At 39.2% G+C, this 21,817-nt stretch carries 22 protein-coding genes; 5 read left to right on the top strand and 17 right to left on the bottom strand.

Going from position 1 to position 21,817, the window contains the following annotated elements:
- Nucleotides 1-223 precede the first annotated feature (223 nt).
- From BUB11_RS01240 to BUB11_RS01230, 3 genes are all read left to right on the top strand, one after another.
- On the top strand, nucleotides 224-418 hold the full coding sequence (locus tag BUB11_RS01240) for a hypothetical protein (RefSeq protein ID WP_073027237.1): 195 nt from the start codon (nucleotides 224-226) through the stop codon (nucleotides 416-418).
- A 69-nt stretch (nucleotides 419-487) separates the two neighbouring features.
- Nucleotides 488-691: a hypothetical protein gene (locus tag BUB11_RS01235; protein WP_073027235.1), complete on the top strand. Its 204-nt coding sequence runs from the start codon at nucleotides 488-490 to the stop codon at nucleotides 689-691.
- The gene (locus BUB11_RS01230) at nucleotides 678-1,529 is read left to right on the top strand and encodes an LPO_1073/Vpar_1526 family protein (protein ID WP_073027233.1); all 852 of its coding nucleotides are present in this window, start codon (nucleotides 678-680) and stop codon (nucleotides 1,527-1,529) included. The genes BUB11_RS01235 and BUB11_RS01230 overlap by 14 nt, the downstream gene beginning before the upstream one ends.
- A gap of 495 nt (nucleotides 1,530-2,024) precedes the next feature.
- On the opposite strand, the gene BUB11_RS01225 is transcribed toward BUB11_RS01230, so the two are convergent.
- Entirely contained in the window at nucleotides 2,025-2,999 is a 975-nt protein-coding gene (locus BUB11_RS01225) for a hypothetical protein (RefSeq protein ID WP_073027231.1), read from the bottom strand.
- A gap of 582 nt (nucleotides 3,000-3,581) precedes the next feature.
- On the opposite strand from BUB11_RS01225, the gene BUB11_RS01220 reads away from it, so the two are divergent.
- Nucleotides 3,582-4,703, top strand: coding sequence for a hypothetical protein (locus BUB11_RS01220; protein WP_073027229.1), 1,122 nt, complete (start codon nucleotides 3,582-3,584; stop codon nucleotides 4,701-4,703).
- Nucleotides 4,704-4,861: 158 nt separating this feature from the next.
- Here the strand turns inward: BUB11_RS01220 and BUB11_RS01215 are convergent, their stop codons facing one another.
- A complete protein-coding gene (locus tag BUB11_RS01215) occupies nucleotides 4,862-6,103 on the bottom strand; it encodes an IS110 family RNA-guided transposase (RefSeq protein ID WP_073027227.1) in 1,242 nt (413 codons plus the stop codon).
- Between the two features lie 646 nt (nucleotides 6,104-6,749).
- On the opposite strand from BUB11_RS01215, the gene BUB11_RS01205 reads away from it, so the two are divergent.
- Nucleotides 6,750-7,616, top strand: coding sequence for a radical SAM protein (locus BUB11_RS01205; RefSeq protein WP_073027225.1), 867 nt, complete (start codon nucleotides 6,750-6,752; stop codon nucleotides 7,614-7,616).
- 11 nt (nucleotides 7,617-7,627) lie between these two features.
- On the opposite strand, the gene BUB11_RS01200 is transcribed toward BUB11_RS01205, so the two are convergent.
- The 15 genes from BUB11_RS01200 to BUB11_RS01140 all read right to left on the bottom strand — a co-directional run bounded on the left by BUB11_RS01200 (nucleotide 7,628) and on the right by BUB11_RS01140 (nucleotide 21,672).
- Nucleotides 7,628-7,924, bottom strand: coding sequence for a hypothetical protein (locus tag BUB11_RS01200; protein ID WP_073027223.1), 297 nt, complete (start codon nucleotides 7,922-7,924; stop codon nucleotides 7,628-7,630).
- Nucleotides 7,925-8,466: 542 nt separating this feature from the next.
- Nucleotides 8,467-8,874, bottom strand: coding sequence for a Uma2 family endonuclease (locus tag BUB11_RS01195; protein WP_073027221.1), 408 nt, complete (start codon nucleotides 8,872-8,874; stop codon nucleotides 8,467-8,469).
- A gap of 38 nt (nucleotides 8,875-8,912) precedes the next feature.
- Nucleotides 8,913-9,149: a hypothetical protein gene (locus BUB11_RS01190; RefSeq protein ID WP_073027219.1), complete on the bottom strand. Its 237-nt coding sequence runs from the start codon at nucleotides 9,147-9,149 to the stop codon at nucleotides 8,913-8,915.
- 120 nt (nucleotides 9,150-9,269) lie between these two features.
- Nucleotides 9,270-9,398 carry a hypothetical protein gene (locus BUB11_RS28675; RefSeq protein ID WP_282433970.1) on the bottom strand — a complete coding sequence of 43 codons (129 nt, stop codon included), beginning with the start codon at nucleotides 9,396-9,398 and terminating at the stop codon, nucleotides 9,270-9,272.
- A 577-nt stretch (nucleotides 9,399-9,975) separates the two neighbouring features.
- A complete protein-coding gene (locus tag BUB11_RS01185) occupies nucleotides 9,976-11,034 on the bottom strand; it encodes a conserved phage C-terminal domain-containing protein (protein WP_073027217.1) in 1,059 nt (352 codons plus the stop codon).
- Between the two features lie 196 nt (nucleotides 11,035-11,230).
- Entirely contained in the window at nucleotides 11,231-11,662 is a 432-nt protein-coding gene (locus BUB11_RS01180; RefSeq protein ID WP_073027216.1) for a dCTP deaminase domain-containing protein, read from the bottom strand.
- A 22-nt stretch (nucleotides 11,663-11,684) separates the two neighbouring features.
- Nucleotides 11,685-11,807 carry a S26 family signal peptidase gene (locus BUB11_RS28100; protein ID WP_427846295.1) on the bottom strand — a complete coding sequence of 41 codons (123 nt, stop codon included), beginning with the start codon at nucleotides 11,805-11,807 and terminating at the stop codon, nucleotides 11,685-11,687.
- Between the two features lie 560 nt (nucleotides 11,808-12,367).
- On the bottom strand, nucleotides 12,368-15,556 hold the full coding sequence (locus BUB11_RS01175) for a cell wall-binding repeat-containing protein (protein ID WP_073027214.1): 3,189 nt from the start codon (nucleotides 15,554-15,556) through the stop codon (nucleotides 12,368-12,370).
- A gap of 426 nt (nucleotides 15,557-15,982) precedes the next feature.
- The gene (locus BUB11_RS01170; protein WP_200797860.1) at nucleotides 15,983-16,909 is read right to left on the bottom strand and encodes a LysR family transcriptional regulator; all 927 of its coding nucleotides are present in this window, start codon (nucleotides 16,907-16,909) and stop codon (nucleotides 15,983-15,985) included.
- 93 nt (nucleotides 16,910-17,002) lie between these two features.
- A complete protein-coding gene (locus tag BUB11_RS01165; RefSeq protein ID WP_073027210.1) occupies nucleotides 17,003-17,206 on the bottom strand; it encodes a hypothetical protein in 204 nt (67 codons plus the stop codon).
- Nucleotides 17,207-17,467: 261 nt separating this feature from the next.
- A complete protein-coding gene (locus BUB11_RS01160) occupies nucleotides 17,468-17,680 on the bottom strand; it encodes a CopZ family metallochaperone (RefSeq protein ID WP_282433969.1) in 213 nt (70 codons plus the stop codon).
- Nucleotides 17,681-17,818: 138 nt separating this feature from the next.
- The gene (locus BUB11_RS01155; protein ID WP_073027208.1) at nucleotides 17,819-18,265 is read right to left on the bottom strand and encodes a hypothetical protein; all 447 of its coding nucleotides are present in this window, start codon (nucleotides 18,263-18,265) and stop codon (nucleotides 17,819-17,821) included.
- Nucleotides 18,266-18,434: 169 nt separating this feature from the next.
- The gene (locus tag BUB11_RS01150) at nucleotides 18,435-18,875 is read right to left on the bottom strand and encodes a hypothetical protein (protein ID WP_073027206.1); all 441 of its coding nucleotides are present in this window, start codon (nucleotides 18,873-18,875) and stop codon (nucleotides 18,435-18,437) included.
- A 662-nt stretch (nucleotides 18,876-19,537) separates the two neighbouring features.
- Entirely contained in the window at nucleotides 19,538-20,218 is a 681-nt protein-coding gene (locus BUB11_RS01145; protein WP_073027204.1) for a GGDEF domain-containing protein, read from the bottom strand.
- 20 nt (nucleotides 20,219-20,238) lie between these two features.
- A complete protein-coding gene (locus tag BUB11_RS01140) occupies nucleotides 20,239-21,672 on the bottom strand; it encodes an HD domain-containing phosphohydrolase (RefSeq protein ID WP_242947411.1) in 1,434 nt (477 codons plus the stop codon).
- Nucleotides 21,673-21,817 lie beyond the last annotated feature (145 nt).

Below are 21,817 nucleotides of genomic sequence, written 5' to 3'. Positions count from 1 at the left end.
GATAGTAAATTTTATCGCGGATATAGCGGTGCTTGGAGGGAAATCTAATGCCATTAGATCTAGATACCCTCGGAGCTGTAAGTCGTAAGCTTAGTGCGTATAAGGCGGAAACAACTAGTGCGTAGTAGACGGATGAGACGATATAACAAGATAAATTGGATTGATGACGCATAAGCCTATGGAAAAGGGCTTTTTTATTTTGTTCAAAAGGGGGAGGTATCTAGTGGAAGAAACTTTTGCTGTCAAACCGGTTGGAGTTAAGTATATATGTGACTCTTGTAAGAAAGGAGAAATGCTACCTACAGAAAATATAAGGATGTTCGAAAAACATCTTGAATATACACATAGATGCAATAAATGTGGATTCGAAAAAGATTTTACGGAAAAATATCCTTTAATTAGATACGCACAAACATAGACATTGACCAATTTAGTCCTTAATATGTATATATTACCTATAAATATATTATGTTAGGGGCTAATAATATTGAATTGGATTGTAGGCAATAAAGATTGGATTTTTAGTGGAATAGGTGTCGCAGTTTTGACTTTTGTCATCAGCTTAATAGGTTATTGTGTCAAGAAAATGAAACACACAAGTCAAAGTATTACTTCAGGAGATAATTCAAATAATGTTCAAGGTGGTAACGACGTAAACGTTACTATAGGTGATAAAAATGCTCGGAGATAAAAAGGAAATACAAGCGGGGGATGGTTCGACAAATATTCAGGGAGATAAAGTTACAGTAGTGGTAAATCAGGGTCTAAGTTATACTGAAGTAAGACAAGTTTCCATGGATGTATTTGAAAATAATTTCTATGATTTAGGGGAAAAGGTTAAAAAACTGGTAAATGAACGTGCAGAGGAAATACTTAATAAATATTTAAAGCGTCTAGCGGAAGAATCTCCCGAATCGATAAACAACACTGAAGATCCTGATATACGTTCATCGATTTTTGAGGTCCAAAAAAGTTATGCAAGACTTGGAGATAAAGAAATCTCTGATTTATTAGTTGAAGTTTTAATTAAAAGAACTATAAATCCGGGAGAACCCTTCATAAAATTAGTTCTTAACGAAGCACTCACTATTATCCCCAAATTAACTACAAAACAGATAAATATACTATCTTTAATTTACTTAGTAAAATACTTGAGTTTCATACCTCAATTTAATGTATCTTTTGATACGTATAGTCAATTAATACAACCATTTTTAACGAAGATAGAAATTCCAACAAATGAGATTTTTTATCAACATCTCCAATATTGTGGGTGCGTATCAATAAGCATCGGCGAAGCGAATTTTGATACTATTATGATTCATAAATTCCCCTATTTATTTAAAAACAATGAAGATTTAAATCCGGCACTTAATTTACACCCTCATTTAGTTCATATTAAAAGTATTTGGAATAGCTCTAAATTATGCAATAGTACCCTATCAAGTGTTGGGATCGCAATTGCTCTTAATAATTTAAAAGTAAAAGCGGGTTATGACTGGAATCTAAATTTGTGGATTCATGAATAGCAGGTGTCAATTGATATATTAGACCGATTATATGGCAAAAGTATATTCGTCAAAGGCCCATTTAGTCTACTAGTGCAATTGGTGCTAATAAGGGTTTACTTTGCCTTCAATATTACGCGAATTAAAGAAATACCAAACATTCCTAAACAATCGACTATAATATTCAGCTAGTGGTTCAACCAACAACAGAGTGGCTCATTCTGAGCGACAGTGGTATAGTACGGAGCGTACTGGTGGCGCTGCAACGGTTCTTCCGCAATTATGAGTAACGGGTATCAGTAGAATAATGCGAAGTAACGGTGTAAGTCAGTCGTTACGGGTATGTGGGAAAGTGAACCTGATTCTTGTTCAGCGTACCGCTTATCTATTCTTTCTTAATTCTACTTATGCAAGCTCATTAGTCTTTTTGACTGGAGATTGCGCATAACGTTTCGTGCATTACATTTCATATAGCCCAGATTTCGGGAATTCACTGTTATCCGATGCGTCAAACATTTATATTTGTTTGAGTTTCTCAAGTTTTTCTCTCTGTTGAATGTACTGTCCAAAGAAGGGATGTTCAAAATGATAATTGTTTAAAATTAAATCCTTGTTCTTAAATGGTATATTGGTTTGTGTTAAAACATAGTACGAAATAGTGGAAACTAATAAAGCTTCCGTAGCTTCCATAATAACACTGATTTGTTCAGTGTTATATTTTAGTCCTTTAATAAGATCAGAGTGAATAAATTTACTTCGGACATGCCAAATAGGTTCGTATATCTTCTTTCTTGAATAACCTAATATTTCTCGAATGAAATTTAATATTCCATCTTTACTTGCAATTGGGCTTTCAAAAATTTCAGCCCCGCAATTCTCACATATTATTTTCTGAGCTCCCTGGCAGTGTAATAGTTCAGAAATCCCCTCTAAAGCAGTCACCCATAATATTATCTTTTCTTCTTCTCTGTCTGAAATTTTCCCCTTTCTATAACAACGAAGTGGATAAACCAAATTTAAAGGGATATTATCCTTTAACCAAATTCCAAAATCATAGTTCAGAGCTGGCGAATAAGAATGGCTTTGAATTGGTGATTCTACATCCTTTGGGGCTCTATATGACATTCCTACGACTAATTTATTTTCTTCAGAAGCACTGCTATCAAGCCATTTAATAATCCTATATGGACTAAGTGAAAGGAATGTTAACCAAGAACAGAATGTCTCTACAATATTTTGAGCTATAAGCCAGGACTGTATCATATCCTCCGCATCAGTTATAACTTTAATTTCCACAAACCTTTGCTTATTAGCTTCTTCAATTAAACCGACTTCGTTAGGAGTAATGAGACCACGAATAATTATTGGATTATTTAATTTAGTAGGTTGAAAAGTCCATACATCGTCACAAAGATTAATGGTTAAGGACTGTATAGGCCCCCCAAATACATCATGTGGAAAATGTACAATACTTCTAACTGTATACCTCAAGGTCTCCCTCCTACTTTTCCATCCAAGTGTCGGATAACGTCCTAGGGATACCTGACGCGTCTAAACAGTTTCCATGGGGTTATTTAAGGCGTACACCCCTCGAATACCTCACCCTAAATAATTAACTTTAATTACATTTATAGGTAATTTAAAATTGAAATTTACATAAAATCATATTCCAAAAACCATATTTACTACTTCCCATTATTCACCATTCATTACCTATTTCCTGCAACCTGGTTGCCCTTCCCTTATTTTATCTTTGAAGGTCTATCGTCCACGGTCCACAGTCGATAGTCAAGACACCTACCACTATTCCGATCCAACATCAAGAAAGGCCCTTCCTGCTTCGTAGGATAAGGCCTTTCTTAGATGAATCTTGTAGCTATTGTCTTTAAATCAGTGCACCTTTAGTTAGCTAACTCTTAGAATTCTTCATATAGATTTCCAAATCTGGTTATTAAATCAAAATAATTTGTCAAATAAAAAGGGATTTTTATGTTTAATAAAGAATAAATAAACAGTTAGCCATATTTAGAAAAAGGCATACGGAATTAAATTTGTTAGGAGATAGATATTCAAATGACAAACACTGAACAAACACAAACCAACTTAATTAATTTGCAAACTAATATTAGTCTTTGCTTAACTTCTGGTTATAAGACATTAATAGGGGCTAAAGATGAAGTAGATTATCGAAATGCAATATGTAATATTCATAATGGTGTTGAACTGTTAATGAAATATTATTTAAAGGAGAAAAATGAATTTATCATTTATGATAAAATAGATCATGATTTATTGTTATATGGTAATACGGATCTAATTAAAGTAATAAAAAAAGTCTATCCCCCAAATACCATTAAATGGTTTGATTGTATTAACCTTTTGGGGTATTTCTCTGAACTTCCGGGCCAATATTTAAATGAATTAAAAAAGTTAAATGGCCTTTGTAATAGTCGTAAACATTTTGAGTATTATAGTAGCAACAAAGATTCAAAAAAACTATTAATCGCCTATATATACCCATTTATTAAAGATCTTCTATCTGAATTAATTCTAAACGTTAGTGATTTTATAAAAAAGGATTATGTTGTGTCTACACTTGAGAAGTATAAAACTCATATTGACAATGAGATAATGAATAAACTTATTGAAAAAATAGCCAGAGCCAAAAACCATTACTTCGAGGAATTAACAGAAGAAGAAAGAATACAAAAAACTGCAACACAAGATTATACAATAATTAAAAAAGATAAATTAATTATTTGTCCAGCCTGTAAGAAAGATGCTTTGCTTTCAAGATCATTGAGTTTAATGCAAGAAGATGCTGAAACATCTTCTGTTATCAAAAGAAAAGTTATTATATCACAATTTAGTTGCCATCATTGCGGATTAAATATAACAAACTACGATCAATTAAAATATGAATTCAAGGAAGAGGAAGAAGTTCTACCCGATGTTTTAGTTGGACAATTTTTAGAAACTTTTCAAGGTCGCCCGAATGAAGATTATGGCTGCCCAGATGACGATTGTGATTGCCCTAATGATTGCCCAGACGACGATTGTGATTGCCCTAATGATTGCCCAGATGACGATTGTGATTGTCCTAATGATTGCCCAGATGACGATTATGATTGCCCTAATGATTGCCCAGATGACGATGATTGCCCGGATGACGATTGTGATTGTCCTAGGGGTTAATTATTGAAGTCCTTCGGTAATATGTCAAGACCCTAAGTGAGCAAAATTTTTAGTAAGTTAATAACCGAGGTCAAAAAAGGCAACAAAAAACCTGCTCATCCCCAAAAGTACATGGGAATAAGTTACAAAAATGGGAGTTTGATTATCAGGTTTTATGCTTAGCTTGCATTCCCCCTATTGCCATGTGGTGTATAGATTTGGTTGCTGCGTAGCAGAGCATCAACCATACGGACGAGTTTACGTGCAGTAAGCACGAGAGCACGGCGATGATGGTGAGTCTTACTTTCCGAAAACTTACGTTGGTAGAAGGCTTTGTACTCTGGTTCCTTTTGGCGTACTAAGTTAGCAGCCTGGATGATATAACTGCGCAGGTAGGTGTTGCCGGTCCGGGTTAAGGGTGTGTCATCGGCCGTAAAATTACCTGACTGGTGAGAACGCCAGGTTAACCCAATGAACTTTGCTAAGGCTCCTTCATTCGGAAAACGACGGATGTCTCCAATTTCAGCAATAATACCCGCCGAAAGCACAGGACCAATACCGGGAATGGTAATGAGTGTATTAGGGAAATGCCTAATCTCTGCTTCAATCGCCTTATCGATTTTCTTTACCTGCTTCTCTAAAGTGTGGATGGTTTCGATGCTCGTGGCCAGGATAAGGTTAATGGGTTGCAATAGACTTCCACGTAGTCGATGGGCCTTGCGGGCGGCTTCCTTCAACTCTCTGGCTTTGGCTACCGGATCCTCGAAATGACTTCTTCCTTTCTCCATGAGGAAATCAATTAGTTCATCAAGCGGTCGAGCCGCAACCTCTTCTGGAGAAAAAAACTCAAGCGTCAAGGATTCAGAAGTAGCGCCGAACGTGTTGCTAAAAACCGCACCTTGGGCAAGAGTGCTAAACTTCAAGAACAAGTTCGTGAGAAAATAGGTCTTCTCTCTGGAGATCATCTCAATCAGATGACAACGAAAGCGAGTGAGGCGCTGTAACGGTAAGTAGCGGAAATCGATCTGAGAGCCCTCCGGGAGTCGGCCGAAGCGTAAACGCTCGGCAATGACCCAGGCATCAATCCAGTCGTTCTTGGGAAGGTCCACATAAGCCTTCTTGAAATTAGCAACGACCTTAGGGTTAAAGGAATAAATTTGGGGATGCATTGGTGCTAAGCAAGGGTCTTCCGCCAAGAACATTTGTAACGGCCAACTGTACACGGAAGTGGCCTCTAGACCAATAACCAGCCGGTCCTCTTTATCTTTAGCGCAGGCTTCAGAGAGATATCGGGCAATTTGCTCACAACCAGGCTTATCATTCAAAACCCGTAGTTTTTTAACCGGTTCATTACCCCGCTCATCTAAGATTCGCACTTTAAAATCACTGGAACTCACATCAATACCGACAAATAAACTCAATTAAAATCACCTCACTTTCTGAGTTAAAGACTTTGTAAGATTAACGTTGGGACCAGGCACCACAACAGGTCAACAACCTCGCCGAATCAGCACTTGTCTTAAAAGGACTTTGGATCCAGCCGATCTGCTACCATCGGAAGGGGTTCCCTTTAAGCTGTGCAACCTTCGAGTTAAAAGTTCAAATTGTGGGCTGGCAGTCAGACTTCAAAAGAGGTCAAAAGCCTCAAGGAGTGAAAGGCCTTACCAGAACGAACCTCACGGTACCATTTTGCCTGAAATCCCAACAAAATTGAATACTCTTTTTTGTGTCAGAAAACAATCTGAGGAATCTTTAATCAGGTATTCCTCATTCTGAGCCTGTGGACAGTGCCAGCCTATGGAAAAGCCTCTTTGGGTCAGTCTTAAAAGAGCTTTCCCACAGGCTTTGGACAAGTCGAATTTGAAGTTATCCTTAGGGGTTGACTTGTCCACACTGCCCACAGGCACGACGACTGCATAGGGTATGCGTTATTCTGCGCGCATCTTGTTGATGTTGACCAAACAAATGAATTTCCAGTTTTCTTTGGTCATATTAATACCCCACGTTCCATTAGTTTTTTGAACTCGTGGGGCAGAAACTAGATTTATTATACGAGGAGTATTGTTAATGCAGATTTATATTGTACCTACTTATGAATGTAATTTAAGTTGTCCCGGTTGTTATTCTAAGAAGAATAAAACGGATTTCAGTGATTATCTCTCATGGGTGAATTTTATAAAAATTTACAATAAGTTTAAAGATGAATGCAATAAATTCGCATTTATAGGTGGAGAGCCTGCAAAATGGAAATTTATTAATGAAGCCGTGTTGTTCTTGAAAAACAAAGGAAAGAAAGTAACTATTTTTACAAATGGTACCATACCAATTTATACAAAGCCTACTAACGTAATCGTTAATGGAACTAACCTTTTTAATTTAAATATTAGAAATACTATACTAGAACAAATTAAAGCCTATAGAAATCAAAGGGTAAAAATAGCTTTGAGGTTTAACGTAAATGATTCTTTTAGTAATGAAATGCTTAAAGAAGCTGTAGCAATTTCTAAAGAATATGCTAATTCCGTATCAGTCTCCATTATGTTCCCTGCGGAATTTACAAAAAGCCTTGGCGATTTGGTTTATTCTCTTTGTAACCAAGTAACGCTGACTGGAACAAAAGTACGTATTTCTAGGGCTACTCCCTTATGTATTTTTTCTTCTGAACAAAAAAGCTATCTCCAGACCAATTGTAGGCTTAGTGGACAATGTTCGTTACCTAATAATTCAATAGTAATTCTGCCTGATGGCGAGACAATACAACCATGTGTTGAATTAAACATATATAAAAACCTTAAAGAACTTACTTCTTCTTCCCCCAGAAATTTATTCTTCGATGAAATTAAGAATATAAAAAGTAAAGAGAATTCTGCATGTTCAGGATGCGAATTGTTTATAACAAAACAGTGTTGTGGAGGTTGTTTATCCTATAAATAGGGATCAAGCATTTAAGATAAACTCATTTGCTTATCCCTACTCCTCCTCTTACTCTCCCGCCTTGCCTCCGTACACTTCTCACAGTACAATGATTCCCTTTTCCCATACGGCTGTGCCTTCGGCATATCACTCCCGCAAACCGGACAAAGCCCTTCAGCAATCCTACGTTCTCTCAGCTTCTTCTGCCGATATCCGTTAGAATGAGCCTTACAGCAAAATCGCTGTCCATTGGCCGTAGGAACGAACGTTAGACCACATTCTAAACACTCTTTAGATTCAATTTTCTTCCCCCCCTTAGCTTGTTCCAAATGTCTTTCCTCAAAGCTTGCTTCAATCTGTTTTGGAGTAAGCTTTTTCTTTTTACCTTTACAGGTTTTTCTGCTTCCGTTTCTGTCGTGAATTCCTCCGGTTTTTGCAGGACTAATCTATTTCTGAAGAATCCTGTGAACTCTCTAACAGTATTAGTAATTTCACTGTGACTATCGGTAGCCAAACTTCACCAAAAACCAATTCGCCTCGCAAAGCCATAGATCCTTTCCATGCTGGTATGAATTATCTTTATTCAGTGCTTGAAACTAAAATTAAAACAGCTTGCATTATAAGCGGGGTTGATCCGGATTTTGATGCGGACAAGCCAAATAGAACTTCCCCAGTATTTTACAATGATCGGTCCTTGCTTTTCAATGATAGCTACGTTTGGACAAAAAATCCTGGGGGAAAGTGGCAACTCTGATACTCAGTGTATTTGTTTGGATAAGAGGCATACCCTACCCTTATTTTAGATTGAACACCATTAGAAGAAACTACTAATCAATAAATGGATTGAGATTGATTGATTGATTGATTGTGGCTATGCAAGCCAATATAGTTCCTCCCTCTTAACTGGGTCGGAGCTTTTACTGTTATGAGGGCTTGTTTTCGTAATCAACAAAGTGTTCAAATCAATTACAATGTCAGGGATAGTTGATATAGATACAATATCTGTGTCGGTATAAACATCGGGTCTACCATATCTGTTGGTTTCCTGTAAGGTGAAGGCAGTTACAAGTTCTTCATTATGATCGACTAACCAATACTCATTGGCACCTACCTGCTCGTACCTATTGTACTTATGTTTTCTATCCTTTTGTGCCGTTGAGGGGTCTATAACCTCAATAATAAGTTCTGGAACCCCTATGCACCCTTCGACATGCGTCTTTGCTCTATCACCTACTACAGCTAGGTCGGGATAGACGTAGTTGATTTCGCTGAACCACACGGTGCATGGTCAAGAAAAAAGCACTGCACTTTTGATCCTTAAAACAAGCGCGGAACTCCCGATCTATCATTTGCGACTATGGCTGAATGCTTGGCAGATGGCACGTACGGATCATCATAAATAATACCTTCAATTCGATCCCAACGATCTATTTTCACCATCTCTTTTAGCTTTTTCATGCACTCATCTAGCGATACAGCTTTATCATTTATCATTTTATTTATCAAAATGGTATTTTTAAGTTCGTCATCTGAATCTGCGATTTCATCTTCCACCCATATACCCTCTTTCGAAAAAAATGGTATCTATATTATATCATGCTGGATAGAAATGGGGCCTCTCCTTTTAGAAGAAACCCCAAACCGAAAACTCCTATAATTATAAAGACGTTCGTTCTACCTCGGATTGTAGTCCGCGCAATCGTTGATGTCTTCGCCTTCTAATTCATCCTGCTCTTCAAAACTGAGATAATTGTAGTTATTTCGTCCTCCGCCGTCTAAACACTCTTCCTCCAACATTGACACAGTTATTGTACAAATGCATTACTCTACCCACCCTTTCTAATAAATAGGTATAGTGTTGCACGGCCTAGCAGAGTGTAGACACGCCTCGTGGAATCTCTTCAAGACAAAAAAAGGTTTCTCCCGCCGAAGCAATGGTAACAAACGAGTAATTATAACTGCGCATTATAATGGATTAAAGAAGATACAGAATCTCAAGTGACTTCAAAAGCATCTAGATACTCAGATTAGCGGAAGAACCGCTGCAACACCGAAATACTCACCTAGCAAGTTTTAAGCGGCGTACTGGAGGAAAATGTATAAAGCTACTAGGAAAAATGCTCCAGGGCACTCATATAGAATCAATGATAGAGATAATGCTTAAAATGGGAAAATCCCTTGTTGTTCAAGGTCTTTTTCCATTTTTATTTAATTATTATATTAAGTACTGCTAAACATTGAGAAAACTATTCGCTAGAGAATCATCTATGATGATAACATGAGATTGCAACCGATTTTACACCTACAAATACAACCCTGGCTTAGTGAAAAGCCATAGTCGAGGTCGAGCCGCAGCCCAAAGCATCACTTGGAAAATAACCTAAAGATATAAATCGTCATACTTACCCTTAAGTTCGGGCGGAACTGGGAGTTTTCCTGATCCCTTAGGTGCTTTAGCAGGGTTTGGATTTGCGTTGAGATACTTCTCCCAGTGGATTTCCCTAAATAATGTCTCTGGACAGAGGCGGACATTCATTTCCGGACTTTCGATCCAAAGTGGGGTCATATTATCAATTATCTTTATGAATTGATCAATCGCCCTACCTTTATCCAACATCTTATCTATTGCATTTTTTGCTTCTTCTGAATCAGACCCAAAATTTTTGCCTGTCATTTGATTGAGATGCTCGATGATTTGCCTTCTAGAATCCGAGCGATCAATGCCGGATGAAACTCTCTTTGACCTACCTCGTTTCTTTGGTGTTTGTTCACTCTCGTCATGAAGCTCAGTGAAGAGGCTTACCTGTGCTTGAGACTCAGTGGGTTGCTGAGAGGTGATTGAAGACTCTGTGAGGTATCCTATTTCTAAGTTGAGTATTTCTTCTGCATCAACCAAAGCGTTCCTTTGCTCCGCAAATATAGCCCTTAATTCTCTTTCAAATTCAGAAATTTTCCTGCGAATTAACTCTTCGATTGCATCCGTTGGCTCAACGAACTTTACTTCCTCGTTAACCTTAGAGTTTACTGTATGAGCTGCCACCTTCTCTTTAAGAGGGGCGAGAGGGATAGACTTTGCTTTCATGCAAATTAATTCTATCGTCCCAGGGTCGCCGCACAGTAAATTTCGAAGGACTTGAACCTTAGTTCCAGCACCTAGACTCTTGACTAAAGCGTCGAAGCGGCGTTCTCGTTCCTCGTCCAATCTAATTGTTATGACATCAGGCACTTTTTCGTTTTTCTTATCGTTTTCCATAGCAATGTCGTAGATGTCTATGACCCGCAAGGTTTTGGCCTTGGCCTCAATATCATCAATTATAATTGGATCGAGGGACAATAAATTACGAACCAAAAATGGTCTCTTGAGCCCAAGACGTTTCACCAAGGCATCGAAACGTATTGTGTAATCCTTCCCGAGTCTAAAAGGAATCATTGCCGCCATGTAACGCCACCCCTTTGTATTACTTTATATATACACCATATACTCACCATATACTCTCAGTATAGCGTAGTCAAGGTTACCTGCAAGGGTAATGTGTAATAGAAAGAAATAAAATTGTGAACTGTTGAATAATTAGATATTAAAATAGCATGTTGGATTAATAACTAATCCAACATGCTATTTTATTTTTGCGTTATTAGACTCCTGAAGACATAAAGCCTTTATCGCCTCGATCTGTGGAGGGTAACTCATCAACTGGAATGAAATTAACCTTAGCAAAGGGGATCATAATCATTTGAGCTATTCGATCTCCAGCTTTCACACGCTTAGGCCAAAAACTCAAATTGATAGTAATGGCCTGCCAAATTCCAGTATAACCAGAGTCAACTGTTCCGGGAATGATAAAAATACCTTGCGAACTTAACCCCGAGCGACCTGTAACACGACCAAAGTAGCCTCGGGGAATAATTGCCTGTATATTAACGGGAATTTTTATTTTTTGAAAAGGCCAAAGTATTTTATCGGTTAAAGATAATAAGTCATATCCAGCATCTTGCCCTGGTCTTTTATTGAATGGGAATCCTAAAGAGCTATCCGGCAATTTTATTGGTAAGTCAATTTCCAACATAAGATGCTTACACCTCTAAATATTATTCGAGTCTCTCTAAACAATTAAAAGGGTATATCGTCCAGAAAGATCTCCCAACGACGTTTTCTATAGGGAGAAATCCCCAAGCTCGAGAGTCGTCACTATTATTGCGGTTATCTCCCATAACAAATACGGGACAGAATTCACCTTGCATCGTTTCTTGAACATAAGGTTCATAAGCCATTGACCATTGCGCTCATACTAAGAAAAACAAAGCAATTACATTAAATACAATCATATGCAAAATCGAAAAACCAATCAAGGACGAATTATGTATTGCAAAATAAAAAGACCGCTCGAACTATATATATAGTTAAAGAGTGTACCATAACATAATAATTTATCTAATTATACAGTCTTATGTGTATAAAAGGCTGTTTTTTTTATGTTCCAAAAGGATACTCATAGTAAACAATGTACCAACTAACAAATCTCAGTTTAGGGTATTTAGGCTACGGGCAGGTCATGTTACAGCAAGTGGTATCGGAAATGGTTAAGTTGTGAATTGTACAAAAAAGGCTTGTTGTTTCATAAATACATCTGCGGATTTATGAACAACAAGCCCTCTTTAACTATAACAATGTGTACAAACATAAATTACCCCCCAAAACAGCTCAAAGCCTTATCTATCAACCATTTCACAGCTTGTACATAAATGTTAGGTATCATATTCTTCCATTAGCCCTACTCTAGTGCCGCTTCAACTGTAATTGTCTCTACTACACTCACGGCCTTGTCTGATGCTTTGGCAACAATCGAAAGCTCTTCGTCTTCGACCAAGGTGACGCCTTCGTTTAATTCCAGACTAAAGTCACCTGTTCCATCAGCTACCGCTGTGCCAATTACGGTTTCTCCTCTCAAGAGGCATACCTTTGCCCCAGCATCAGTGGTGCCTGAAATCTCGGTGTCTCCAACCCTGACAGGGCCAGGTACTTCTGGTTGGGTTGTTTTGACTAGCGCTGCGACTACCGTGACTTCCGTATGGTTGCTCTCAGTCTTGTCTGGTGCAGTGGCAGTTATAATTAGTATATCTTCTTCGGATAGAGTTACTTCGCCATCTAACTCCACCATATAAGTACCTGTGGTTTCATCCGCTGTTGCTGATCCTAGTTCAATGTCACTTCTCTTGATACTTACTGTTGCCCCCTCTTCTGCAGTTCCCATAATCATGGTTTCTCCGGCACCGACCGTTCCCATGACTGTTGGTTGAGTTGTTTGGGCTTGCGCAACTGTGACACTTTCAACTTCACTTATAGCCCTTTCTACTGCTTTAGCAATAATCGAGAGCACGTCATTTTTGTTCAGGTCTACACCGTCGTTTAATGTCACCGTGAAGGTACCTGTTTCATCAGCTGTCGCTATGCCTATTACAGTTTCGTCTCTTAAAACGCATACCTTTGCCCCAGCATCAGTAGTGCCAGAAATCTCGGTGCCTCCAACCCTGACAGGCCCAGGTACTTCCGGTTGGGTTGTTTTGATTAGCGCTGCGACTACCGTGACTTCCGTAGGGTTGCTCTCAGTCTTGTCTGGTGCAGTGGCAGTTATAAATAGTATATCTTCTTCGGATAGAGTTACTTCATCATCAAATTCCACCATATAAGTACCGGTGGTTTCATCAGCTGTTGATGTGCCAAGTTCGATGTCACTTCTCTTGATACTTACGGCTGCCCCCGCTTCTGCAGTTCCCATAATCATGGTTTCTCCGGCACCGACCATTCCCATGACTGTCGGTTGTGTTGATTGGATTAACGCGGCTGCTACTGTTACAGGCGTAGCATTACTCAAGGTCTTGCCAGGTACTAAGGCAGTTATCGAAAGCACTTCGCCCTCGATTAAGGTTACTCCACCGTTTAAAGTCACCACGTAAGTGCCTATGATTTCGTCCGCTATCCCTATGCCAATTTCGGTTTCGATTCCGCTTTTCTTGACGCTTACAGTTGCTCCGGCTTCAGCAGTTCCTGAGATCGTAGTATCTCCAGCTCTGACCGTTCCCGGAACCGGAGGTTGCTCTGTTTGAATAACGTCTGTATCTCTATCTCGATCACGATCAACGGATGGGAGATCGCCTAGATCCGTAGGAGTATCCGTCGATTTTTTACCATTTACGATTCCACCACCGCTTACTTTAATATCTCCGGTGGCACTCAAGACCGTTATTTTCGCACCGCTTTCTACAACGATTTCAGATGCTCCATTTGTCTCCAATCTGTCGATTTGGCCTGATAACAAAGTAATAGATGAGTTATCCTCAATCGTTACATTAGAAAACTGCCCTGCTAACTGAATTGAATCCGGAGTCGTTGCCCCAGTCACCGTAACGGTAGGGATAACCGCACCATCTGCAGCCGTTAGTTTCACGCTCCCGTTCAGGGAAATATCGTTAGAGAATGTTCCTTGGAGTTGCACATTGATAGGTACTTTACGTTGAGGCTGAACAACCATTGGCCCGATATTCGCTCCGCTTTTTGATTCTACAGTCGCATCGGATTGAACTAGAGTAGACCCAAATATCGATCCTGTTTCTGCCACGATATGGACAACGGAGGAACTTGAGACGATTAGACTATCTGCTTTGGTTTCCTTTAAGTAAATACTGCGGTCTGCACCCGATAGAACTACAATTCGTGTGGCTTGCACACCGTCTAGAGTCGCAGAGCCGTCCTTGCCTGGATCGAGAAATAACGTACCGTTTACGACGACATTTTGCAGTGTTACGCCATTGGCAGTAATAAGAATATTGCCATTAACCGTTTTATCCCTAAACGTTTCATTGGGAGTATTTAATTGGACAGCCCCATCCAAAATATCAGACTGGCCGGGTTGGATATAGCCTAAGCTTTGAATGGCCGAATCCGACATCACTGCCGTTCCTCCGAGAATCCCAGGATTCTTAAGGGCTATGTTTGTTTGGATAAACCCTTTAGTACTATCTGGAACGGCTTCTTTATTGGACAGTACGATCGCACCACCTAATTTAGCCGTCATTGGAGCACCTGTCAACGAGTCAATAAGACTTGACTCACTCCCATTTGCGAAGAACATGGTGCCACCGATAATAAGGTTTTCAAATTTTTTGAGAACTTCTGTGTTTGTGTCAAAACGATCATATCCACCGAGTCTACTGGCGTTTGGCAATGCATCCTTTACAGTGTCAGAAACAACTGCGGTTCCACCAATGACATAAGTCTTGCTTATTCCTAATGACTTAATAAAATCCGACACAACTGTCGGAACGGAATCTTTGTCCACTAGCAGAACTGGGATACCTTTGGCTGCCGCAATCGGGGCTATCGATATTGCATCAACGTTAGCATAGCCATTTGTCACTACGATTTCATTAAACGGCTTAATCTTTTGGATTTCCTTCGCAATGTTTACAGCCGTTTCATACCGATCATAACCACCTATCCTCACAGCTTGAATGCCGACTGAGTAAAGGTCATTCACTACTTTAGCAGATATGACTTCCGTTCCACTGACTAAATAAACTTTAGTTACCCCCAGCTTTTTTAACTCTGTCATTGTACTAGTTGGTACAGAGTCTTTGTCAGCAAGAAGTATTGGTCCATCGACTGCTGTGGCAAGACTTGACGAGGCAAGCGCGTCTACCATATTCTGATCACCAGACGGTGCTAGGACTGCGGTGCTGGCCGACTGCCAGCCATGGTCTGCGATCTGAACTGCTGTGCCATACCTGTCATACCCACCAAGACGAGTAAGAGTATTGATTAAGCTCTGAGTTGACTGAACATTGTACGTTGATTTCACTTGCACCTCGCTGGCCATAGCTACTCCAGGAGTTAATCCCGCAGTTAATGAGAGTGCTGTGATAGCTAGCGATGCAACAAGCCTATTAGAATAAATGCTTGACACCTAACTAATTCCTCCTCTTTTCTTTTTCTTTTGTTTATCTAGAATATCTCCTAGATATAACAATCTTTATCTTGCCAGTGTAATGATACTTAATCATTTTGAATAAGCTACGAATTTCTTGTGAATTTCTTGTGAATTTTCAAGAAACAATCATGCCGTTTCTTTGATCCAGAATTGGAAGTATGATGAACTGCACTACAAACTGTCGCCTAAGCGTAATAAGCGCACGATTGAATAGAGGCTGAGATCTTATCCTCAGCCCCTAATCATAACAACTTGTAGTTGGATCAATGGGTTTCCTCTAAGATTTTGGCCCAGTAAGACAGAGATAATTACTTCACTTACTTTGTTCTCAGACTGTTCGATTTCAATTATCCGGACCAACTCACTGCAGTGTGAGTAAAATGCGGCAACTTGCATGTTTTTCTAATTCATATAATCCTTGCTTAAACTATTCGCTATTAACTCTTGATCATGGAGTAGGCTGATTAAGATGAGCTCATCTTTGGTCTGTGACGTTCGAGCATTGGTGAGAATACTGAGAGACCGCGAAACGGGAGCATCTTGAATTCTTAATGTCTTAAATATTTTTCGGTCGCATTCGTTACTGACAGTTAACGAAGAGATCATGGAAATTCCCAGTCCAGCTGCAACCACTTGCTTGATCGCCTGAGTACTTCCCAGCTCCATCGTTACATTCAATTGATCTGGATCAAGCCCTCTCTCTTTAAAGGCCATTTCCATCACCTTGCGAGTCCCAGAACCAGCCTCTCTTGTCACCAGCCGTTCATTTGGGAGTTCAGCTAGAGAAATACTTGTCCTTGAAGCCCAGGGGTGAGAATAGGGAACCACGACTACCAACTCATCATCCCAGAAGCTCTCTACAGTAAGGTCCTTATGCTGGGAAGTTGGCCCCTCAATCAGGCCAATATGAAAGTTATTCTCTAAAACCGCTTGACTAATTGACTCCGTATTTGCGATCTTCACTTTGAAGTCCACGCTTGGGTGGGACTTAAACAAGAGCGCCAATATATTGGGAAGAATATATTCTCCAATGGTTGAACTCGTACCGAGGCATATGACCCTTCTCTGATTTTTTGCCACAGCGCTCATCTCTTCTTTGCAACGGTCCAGAATGTTTAAGATCGTCCGAACACTTTCATAGAAAATCTTGCCCTCTTTAGTCAGAGTAACCCCTTTATTGCTACGGTCGAAAAAACAAGTGCCATACGCATATTCTAGATCCTTAATCTGCAAACTTACACTGGGTTGACTCATGTGGAGATTCTTAGCTGATAAGGTAATATTATTGGTTTCTGCTACGTCTTTGAACACAAGAAAGCGCTGCTCTATGATGTTGCATCTCCCTCCCTATATTCTTAAGGCTATCTTTAAATCTTACTACATTGTTGTAGTTAGCCCTTTCTCACACAGAAACAATTAACGCTAATCTTTTATAATCAGCTTTTTTTCCAATAGATCGCATAGTTCATTAAACAATACGCCATCTTCAATTTTGAGGTTTACTTTACGTAAATGTTTTAAAAACTCAATAGGAATGCTTTCTTTCGAGCTAACCTCATTGGCTCCTATAAATTCATTGATTGCAATTGTTATTGTTTCTATATCTTCTCTACTTACAATTTGCATGCTTTAGCCTCGGTTCTCTTTATTATAAAAACTATGATTGCACTACATAACCCGTAACTGCTCATTTCTAATCTACCAGATATTCTAAGGAATCATCCACAAAAAGTGCTGAGGACTATCCTCAGCACTTTAAATTAACTAATGAAATCAATTCCCCTTAGACTCATGGCTGGAATTTCATGAATTTAATGACTTACGTCAAATTACACCATGTCTGGATCCCCTCAAAAGAGTCGTGCTCTCCTAAACATAATCAACTTATTAATTGTTGATAACCCTGTAACCAGCCTCATCAATAGCCTTTGTAAGCGATGAACGGTCTGCGGTTCCGACTACTACTGCCTGTTTCTGAGCTAAATCCACTTCTGCATGAGTAACTCCAGGTACCTTCAATAACGCCTTCTCCACTGAACTTTTGCAATGTCCACAAGTCATTCCCTCAATTTTTAAGACAATCCCATCTTGAGGATTCAAGGTATTCCCCCCAGAATTGTCTTGCTTCGAATGTCCACAGCAACCCATTTTACATCGCTCCTTTTTATAATTAGATATGCTTAATATTTTGCCCCAATTGAGGCAGTGCTTAACCATCAAGATCTAGTGATTACTGTCTTAGAAATTCATCATGTTACTTCCCGACTTCGCTGTCCCACTACCATTCATCATTGTACTTTCAGAACTGGTAACACCACTTCCGTTGGTCATCATGTTCCCTCCAGATTGAGTCATAAATTCGTTCATTTTATCCAGATTATCTTGTCCCATTAAGGCTTTAACATTCGGATCTGAATTCATAAATTCTTGCATTGCCTTAACATCCCCTGTTTGCATAGCATCCTGCATCCCCTGTGAATTATGAAGATTTTGCATATCCTTCGAATTCATAAGCTCTTGGTGTTGCTCCGGCGAAAACGTTTGCTGCATGAAGCCTTGCATCTGACCAACCCACCCGTTCCCTGGTTGCTCGGTCGTTCCAGCCATAGCAGGTAAAGCTACAAGCCCAATTGCCAGTGTTGCAGTTCCTAAAATCGCTGTAATTTTTTTATTAAATTTCCACATTGTATATTCCCCCTAATTTTTTATTCTATGTTCTACCGCTTTGCGGATCTTCCATGTCCTTAGTTTAACCTAAGCTTTCGATTATCTCATGAAAAAGTTGTGAATTTCTCATGAACAAAGGACCCTGATTTTTACTTCAGGGTCCTTTCCTTCAGAACACGTTTGAAATCTATTTTGCAGCTAAGGCTTCCTTAACCAAGGGTTGTAACGCTGGATCTTTAAGCATAGCTGAGAATGTCGCTTTCATTTTAGGATCGGACATGATTTGTACCATAGGCTTATACATGGATGGATCAGACATAATGCCCACCATGTTAGCCTGATTTTCCCCACTCCCCATGATACCCATCATATTTTTTTGTACATTGCTATCTTTCATCATATCAACCATCACAGGCATCATTTGGGACGACCCCATGATTTTAACCATGGACTGGCGCGAATCCGGCGAACTTAATACATTCATCATTTCTGTGGGATTGCTCGTCATATATTGGGTCATGTTGCTAGAGTTCATCATATCTTTGGATTGACCACCACAACCGGCTAAACTTAACGTGGCAATAGAAATCAGAGCTACAAAAACAATCGATTTAATTTTCTTATTCATAATTTCATCTCCTACTCTTTAAATCAGTGTTAATAATAATTTCTGTTCGCAAGTGAACTCGTTCAACTAAAGTTGAACATTGAGTCTTCGGTGGGGGTACGACTCCTACTAGTAGAAATGGAAGTCTTACAATTGGATGAATCGAGCAAACTCAACCGTAGGACAAGGACTATAATATTATTACAAACCACGAAATGAGCGGCTACCAGAGGACAAGGAATACAAAGAATGTCCCAAGGTCAAATATTATAAAATTAACTCGTTTTCTATAAGCAGGCACCTCCTATAATTATGGGATAGAATTATTTCTTAACTCCAACAACGCGATTAAGGAAACTTACTTTCAGATTGACTTAAAACTCCATCTGAAAATAAGTTGAACTATCTAGGGGCAGTTTCCTTATCTGTGTCGGAAAATTTCATACTCTTCTTATATTCTTTTTAAATCACACTTTTATAGGGAATTTACTACTAAGCTTCGTTAGGAAAAAGTCCTCCTACGCCGGTAAGTATTCCTATAGGGATCACGGCTACGGCGATACTCTTCACAGGTGACTATCGTAAAGGAACATGGTAACTGGAGGTGTTTACATATCAGAAAGCTCATTATTCTGCCTAGACTAAACAATGAGCTAATACCCTTCCTTCTAAAAGACTACATATTAGCAGGAAATGGTACGATTCTTCCCGCTTTGTTTTGCTTTTAAAAGCGCTTTATCTGAAGCAACAATAAGGTCATTAATCACTAGACCATCGTCAGGATAACTCGAAACGCCCAAAGAAACAGTTATCTGCGGATATGCTTGATGATCAAGTTGACTTATTGCCGACCTAATTTTTTCGGCCATTCTTAAGGCGTTCTTTTTATCACAATCCATTAGAATAAGAGTTATTTCCTCTCCGCCATATCTATAAACACGGTCGCTCCCGCGGACACAGGCTTTAATGGTCTCTCCGACCTTTCTGAGTACATTATCCCCAATATCATGGCCAAAGCGGTTGTTAAAATCCCTAAAATTGTCAATATCAAGGAATATAAGGGAGTATAAACCACGACCGTCAACATCTTTAATTGCCTGATCAAATGCCCTTCGGTTTAGAAGTCCCGTTAAGCTATCCGTCATTAGGTTAGACTTCAACTGCTGGTTTAAGTGTTTTAGTTTCTCATTCCTTCTATAATAAAGAACAGCCACGATAAAATTCACTACTCCAAACAAAACTCCCAATAAAATACAATGCAAAAGAGTGATATTGGACTGTGACATAGGCATGAAATACAAGAGTACCGCTGCATAAATTATCCCCGTCAATATCATAGCTATTAGCAACCATAACTTACTCATACGACAAAAACTCCCTCTTCTTAAGTGATCGCCAAAAGTTTCTTTTCACAATCTAAAAAAGCATCTACTACATCCGGATCAAAATGCTGATTTTTATCCGCTACGATTCTATTCATCGCTTCTAGATGGGAGAGCTCTTCCTTATAAGATCTCTTAGATCGAATTGCATCATACGCATCACAGAGGGCGAAAATCCTTGCCTCTAGAGGAATCTCCTCACCCACAAGCCCCTCGGGGTATCCTTTTCCGTTAAATTTCTCGTGATGATATGCGCATATATTCATCCCCATTTCGAGAAATGACTCCGTTAAATGGTATTTTGCGATCGTCTCTCTGAGTACATTTTGACCAGTAAGTACGTGTTGTTTCATTTCATCAAACTCTACATCCGTCAATTTTCCATTTTTTAATAAGACTGAGTCGGGTATTGCTACTTTTCCAATATCGTGCAACGTGGCAGCGTAATAAAGATTGTCTAAAAAGTCACGAGTAATAACCTTCTTATACTTTTTATGTATACTTAATTGTCGGGCTAAGATCACGGCATAATCTCTTGATCTTTCTAAATGCTTCCCGGTCTCTGGATCACGCCCCTCTGCCAAAGTGGCCAGTGAAAAGACGATAGCCTTTTGTGTGTTAATTGTCTTTTTCAAGACTGAAAAATTCGTTAGAATGCTGTACACGACTAAGCTGAGAAATAACAGAAACAAGGCTCCGAACAGGTAGACTAGTTTCCCTAAAGTTACTTTCAATAAAGGATATTGATGATAGGCGGCAATGATAAATGGTTGTTCAGCAAAGATCTTAACCCTGGAATAATGGATCATTTCCAGATCAGTAATGGGGTACCAACCAGAGCTACCCGTTAAGGCATAACCAAGGTTTTTGATATCAAACGTTCCAACTTTCTGATCGAAGAAAATATCTGTACCTTCATCCGTTTGAATAAACAATTGGATGTTAGCGAGTATCTCAAAGACATTAATTAAATCAAGATCGATGAACGTGACTCCTTTTTTCACTGCGCTATCACTGAATAAAGGCAAGGCTAGTGTCATTAATACCCTCTTCGTTGTTTTAGACCCTTCTTTTTCTGTTGCGTAATAAATGGGAGAAAACGCTATCTGCCCTTTCTCCAAGGCAACAGCTTTTTCGAAAAGTTTTCTATGTATCTCACGATTACTTAAGGCATTTGGCCAAGAAAGTGCTCTTAACGTTTCGCTTTCGACCTTTACCATCTCTGCACCTGACAGATTTGTAATCGTCATCTGGTACGATTGTTTACCCTCTAAAAAATCCGTCAGCACTTTCTCCGCTCTACTTTTTTTTATCGGATCAAACTCTTGGGCAAAGTACGATTTTAGATCAGGTAACGCTAAGACGAAGTCTAAGTCCCGCTGAAGATCTGAAAAATAATTGCTAATAATAGTTTTCCCCGAAGTAACTTCCGCCATTGTTTTTTGACTTCTCCATTGCGCTTCCTCTTCATAGACCTGCCTCGACACTATGTATAATGATATTCCGAAACCTACTAACAAAAGGAAAATGACTATCAGATAAACCAAGTTTTGGCGTATTAACTTTCTTATTAAGAAAAAA

Origin of the sequence: Desulfosporosinus lacus DSM 15449 (genome assembly GCF_900129935.1) — a bacterium.
GTDB lineage: Bacteria > Bacillota > Desulfitobacteriia > Desulfitobacteriales > Desulfitobacteriaceae > Desulfosporosinus > Desulfosporosinus lacus.
This window is presented reverse-complemented; position numbering and strand designations above follow the sequence as displayed.

Excerpts from the sequence above, each read along its gene's own strand:
- BUB11_RS01145 (WP_073027204.1), bottom strand. The coding sequence starts at position 20,218 with ATGAGTAAGTTATGGTTGCTAATAGCTATGATATTGACGGGGATAATT.
- BUB11_RS01185 (WP_073027217.1), bottom strand. The coding sequence starts at position 11,034 with ATGGCGGCAATGATTCCTTTTAGACTCGGGAAGGATTACACAATACGT.
- BUB11_RS01140 (WP_242947411.1), bottom strand. The coding sequence starts at position 21,672 with ATGGCGGAAGTTACTTCGGGGAAAACTATTATTAGCAATTATTTTTCA.
- BUB11_RS01180 (WP_073027216.1), bottom strand. The coding sequence starts at position 11,662 with ATGTTGGAAATTGACTTACCAATAAAATTGCCGGATAGCTCTTTAGGA.
- BUB11_RS01150 (WP_073027206.1), bottom strand. The coding sequence starts at position 18,875 with ATGAATAAGAAAATTAAATCGATTGTTTTTGTAGCTCTGATTTCTATT.
- BUB11_RS01165 (WP_073027210.1), bottom strand. The coding sequence starts at position 17,206 with ATGCAAATTGTAAGTAGAGAAGATATAGAAACAATAACAATTGCAATC.
- BUB11_RS01205 (WP_073027225.1), top strand. The coding sequence starts at position 6,750 with ATGCAGATTTATATTGTACCTACTTATGAATGTAATTTAAGTTGTCCC.
- BUB11_RS01230 (WP_073027233.1), top strand. The coding sequence starts at position 678 with ATGCTCGGAGATAAAAAGGAAATACAAGCGGGGGATGGTTCGACAAAT.
- BUB11_RS01155 (WP_073027208.1), bottom strand. The coding sequence starts at position 18,265 with ATGTGGAAATTTAATAAAAAAATTACAGCGATTTTAGGAACTGCAACA.
- BUB11_RS01220 (WP_073027229.1), top strand. The coding sequence starts at position 3,582 with ATGACAAACACTGAACAAACACAAACCAACTTAATTAATTTGCAAACT.
- BUB11_RS28100 (WP_427846295.1), bottom strand. The coding sequence starts at position 11,807 with ATGGGAGATAACCGCAATAATAGTGACGACTCTCGAGCTTGGGGATTT.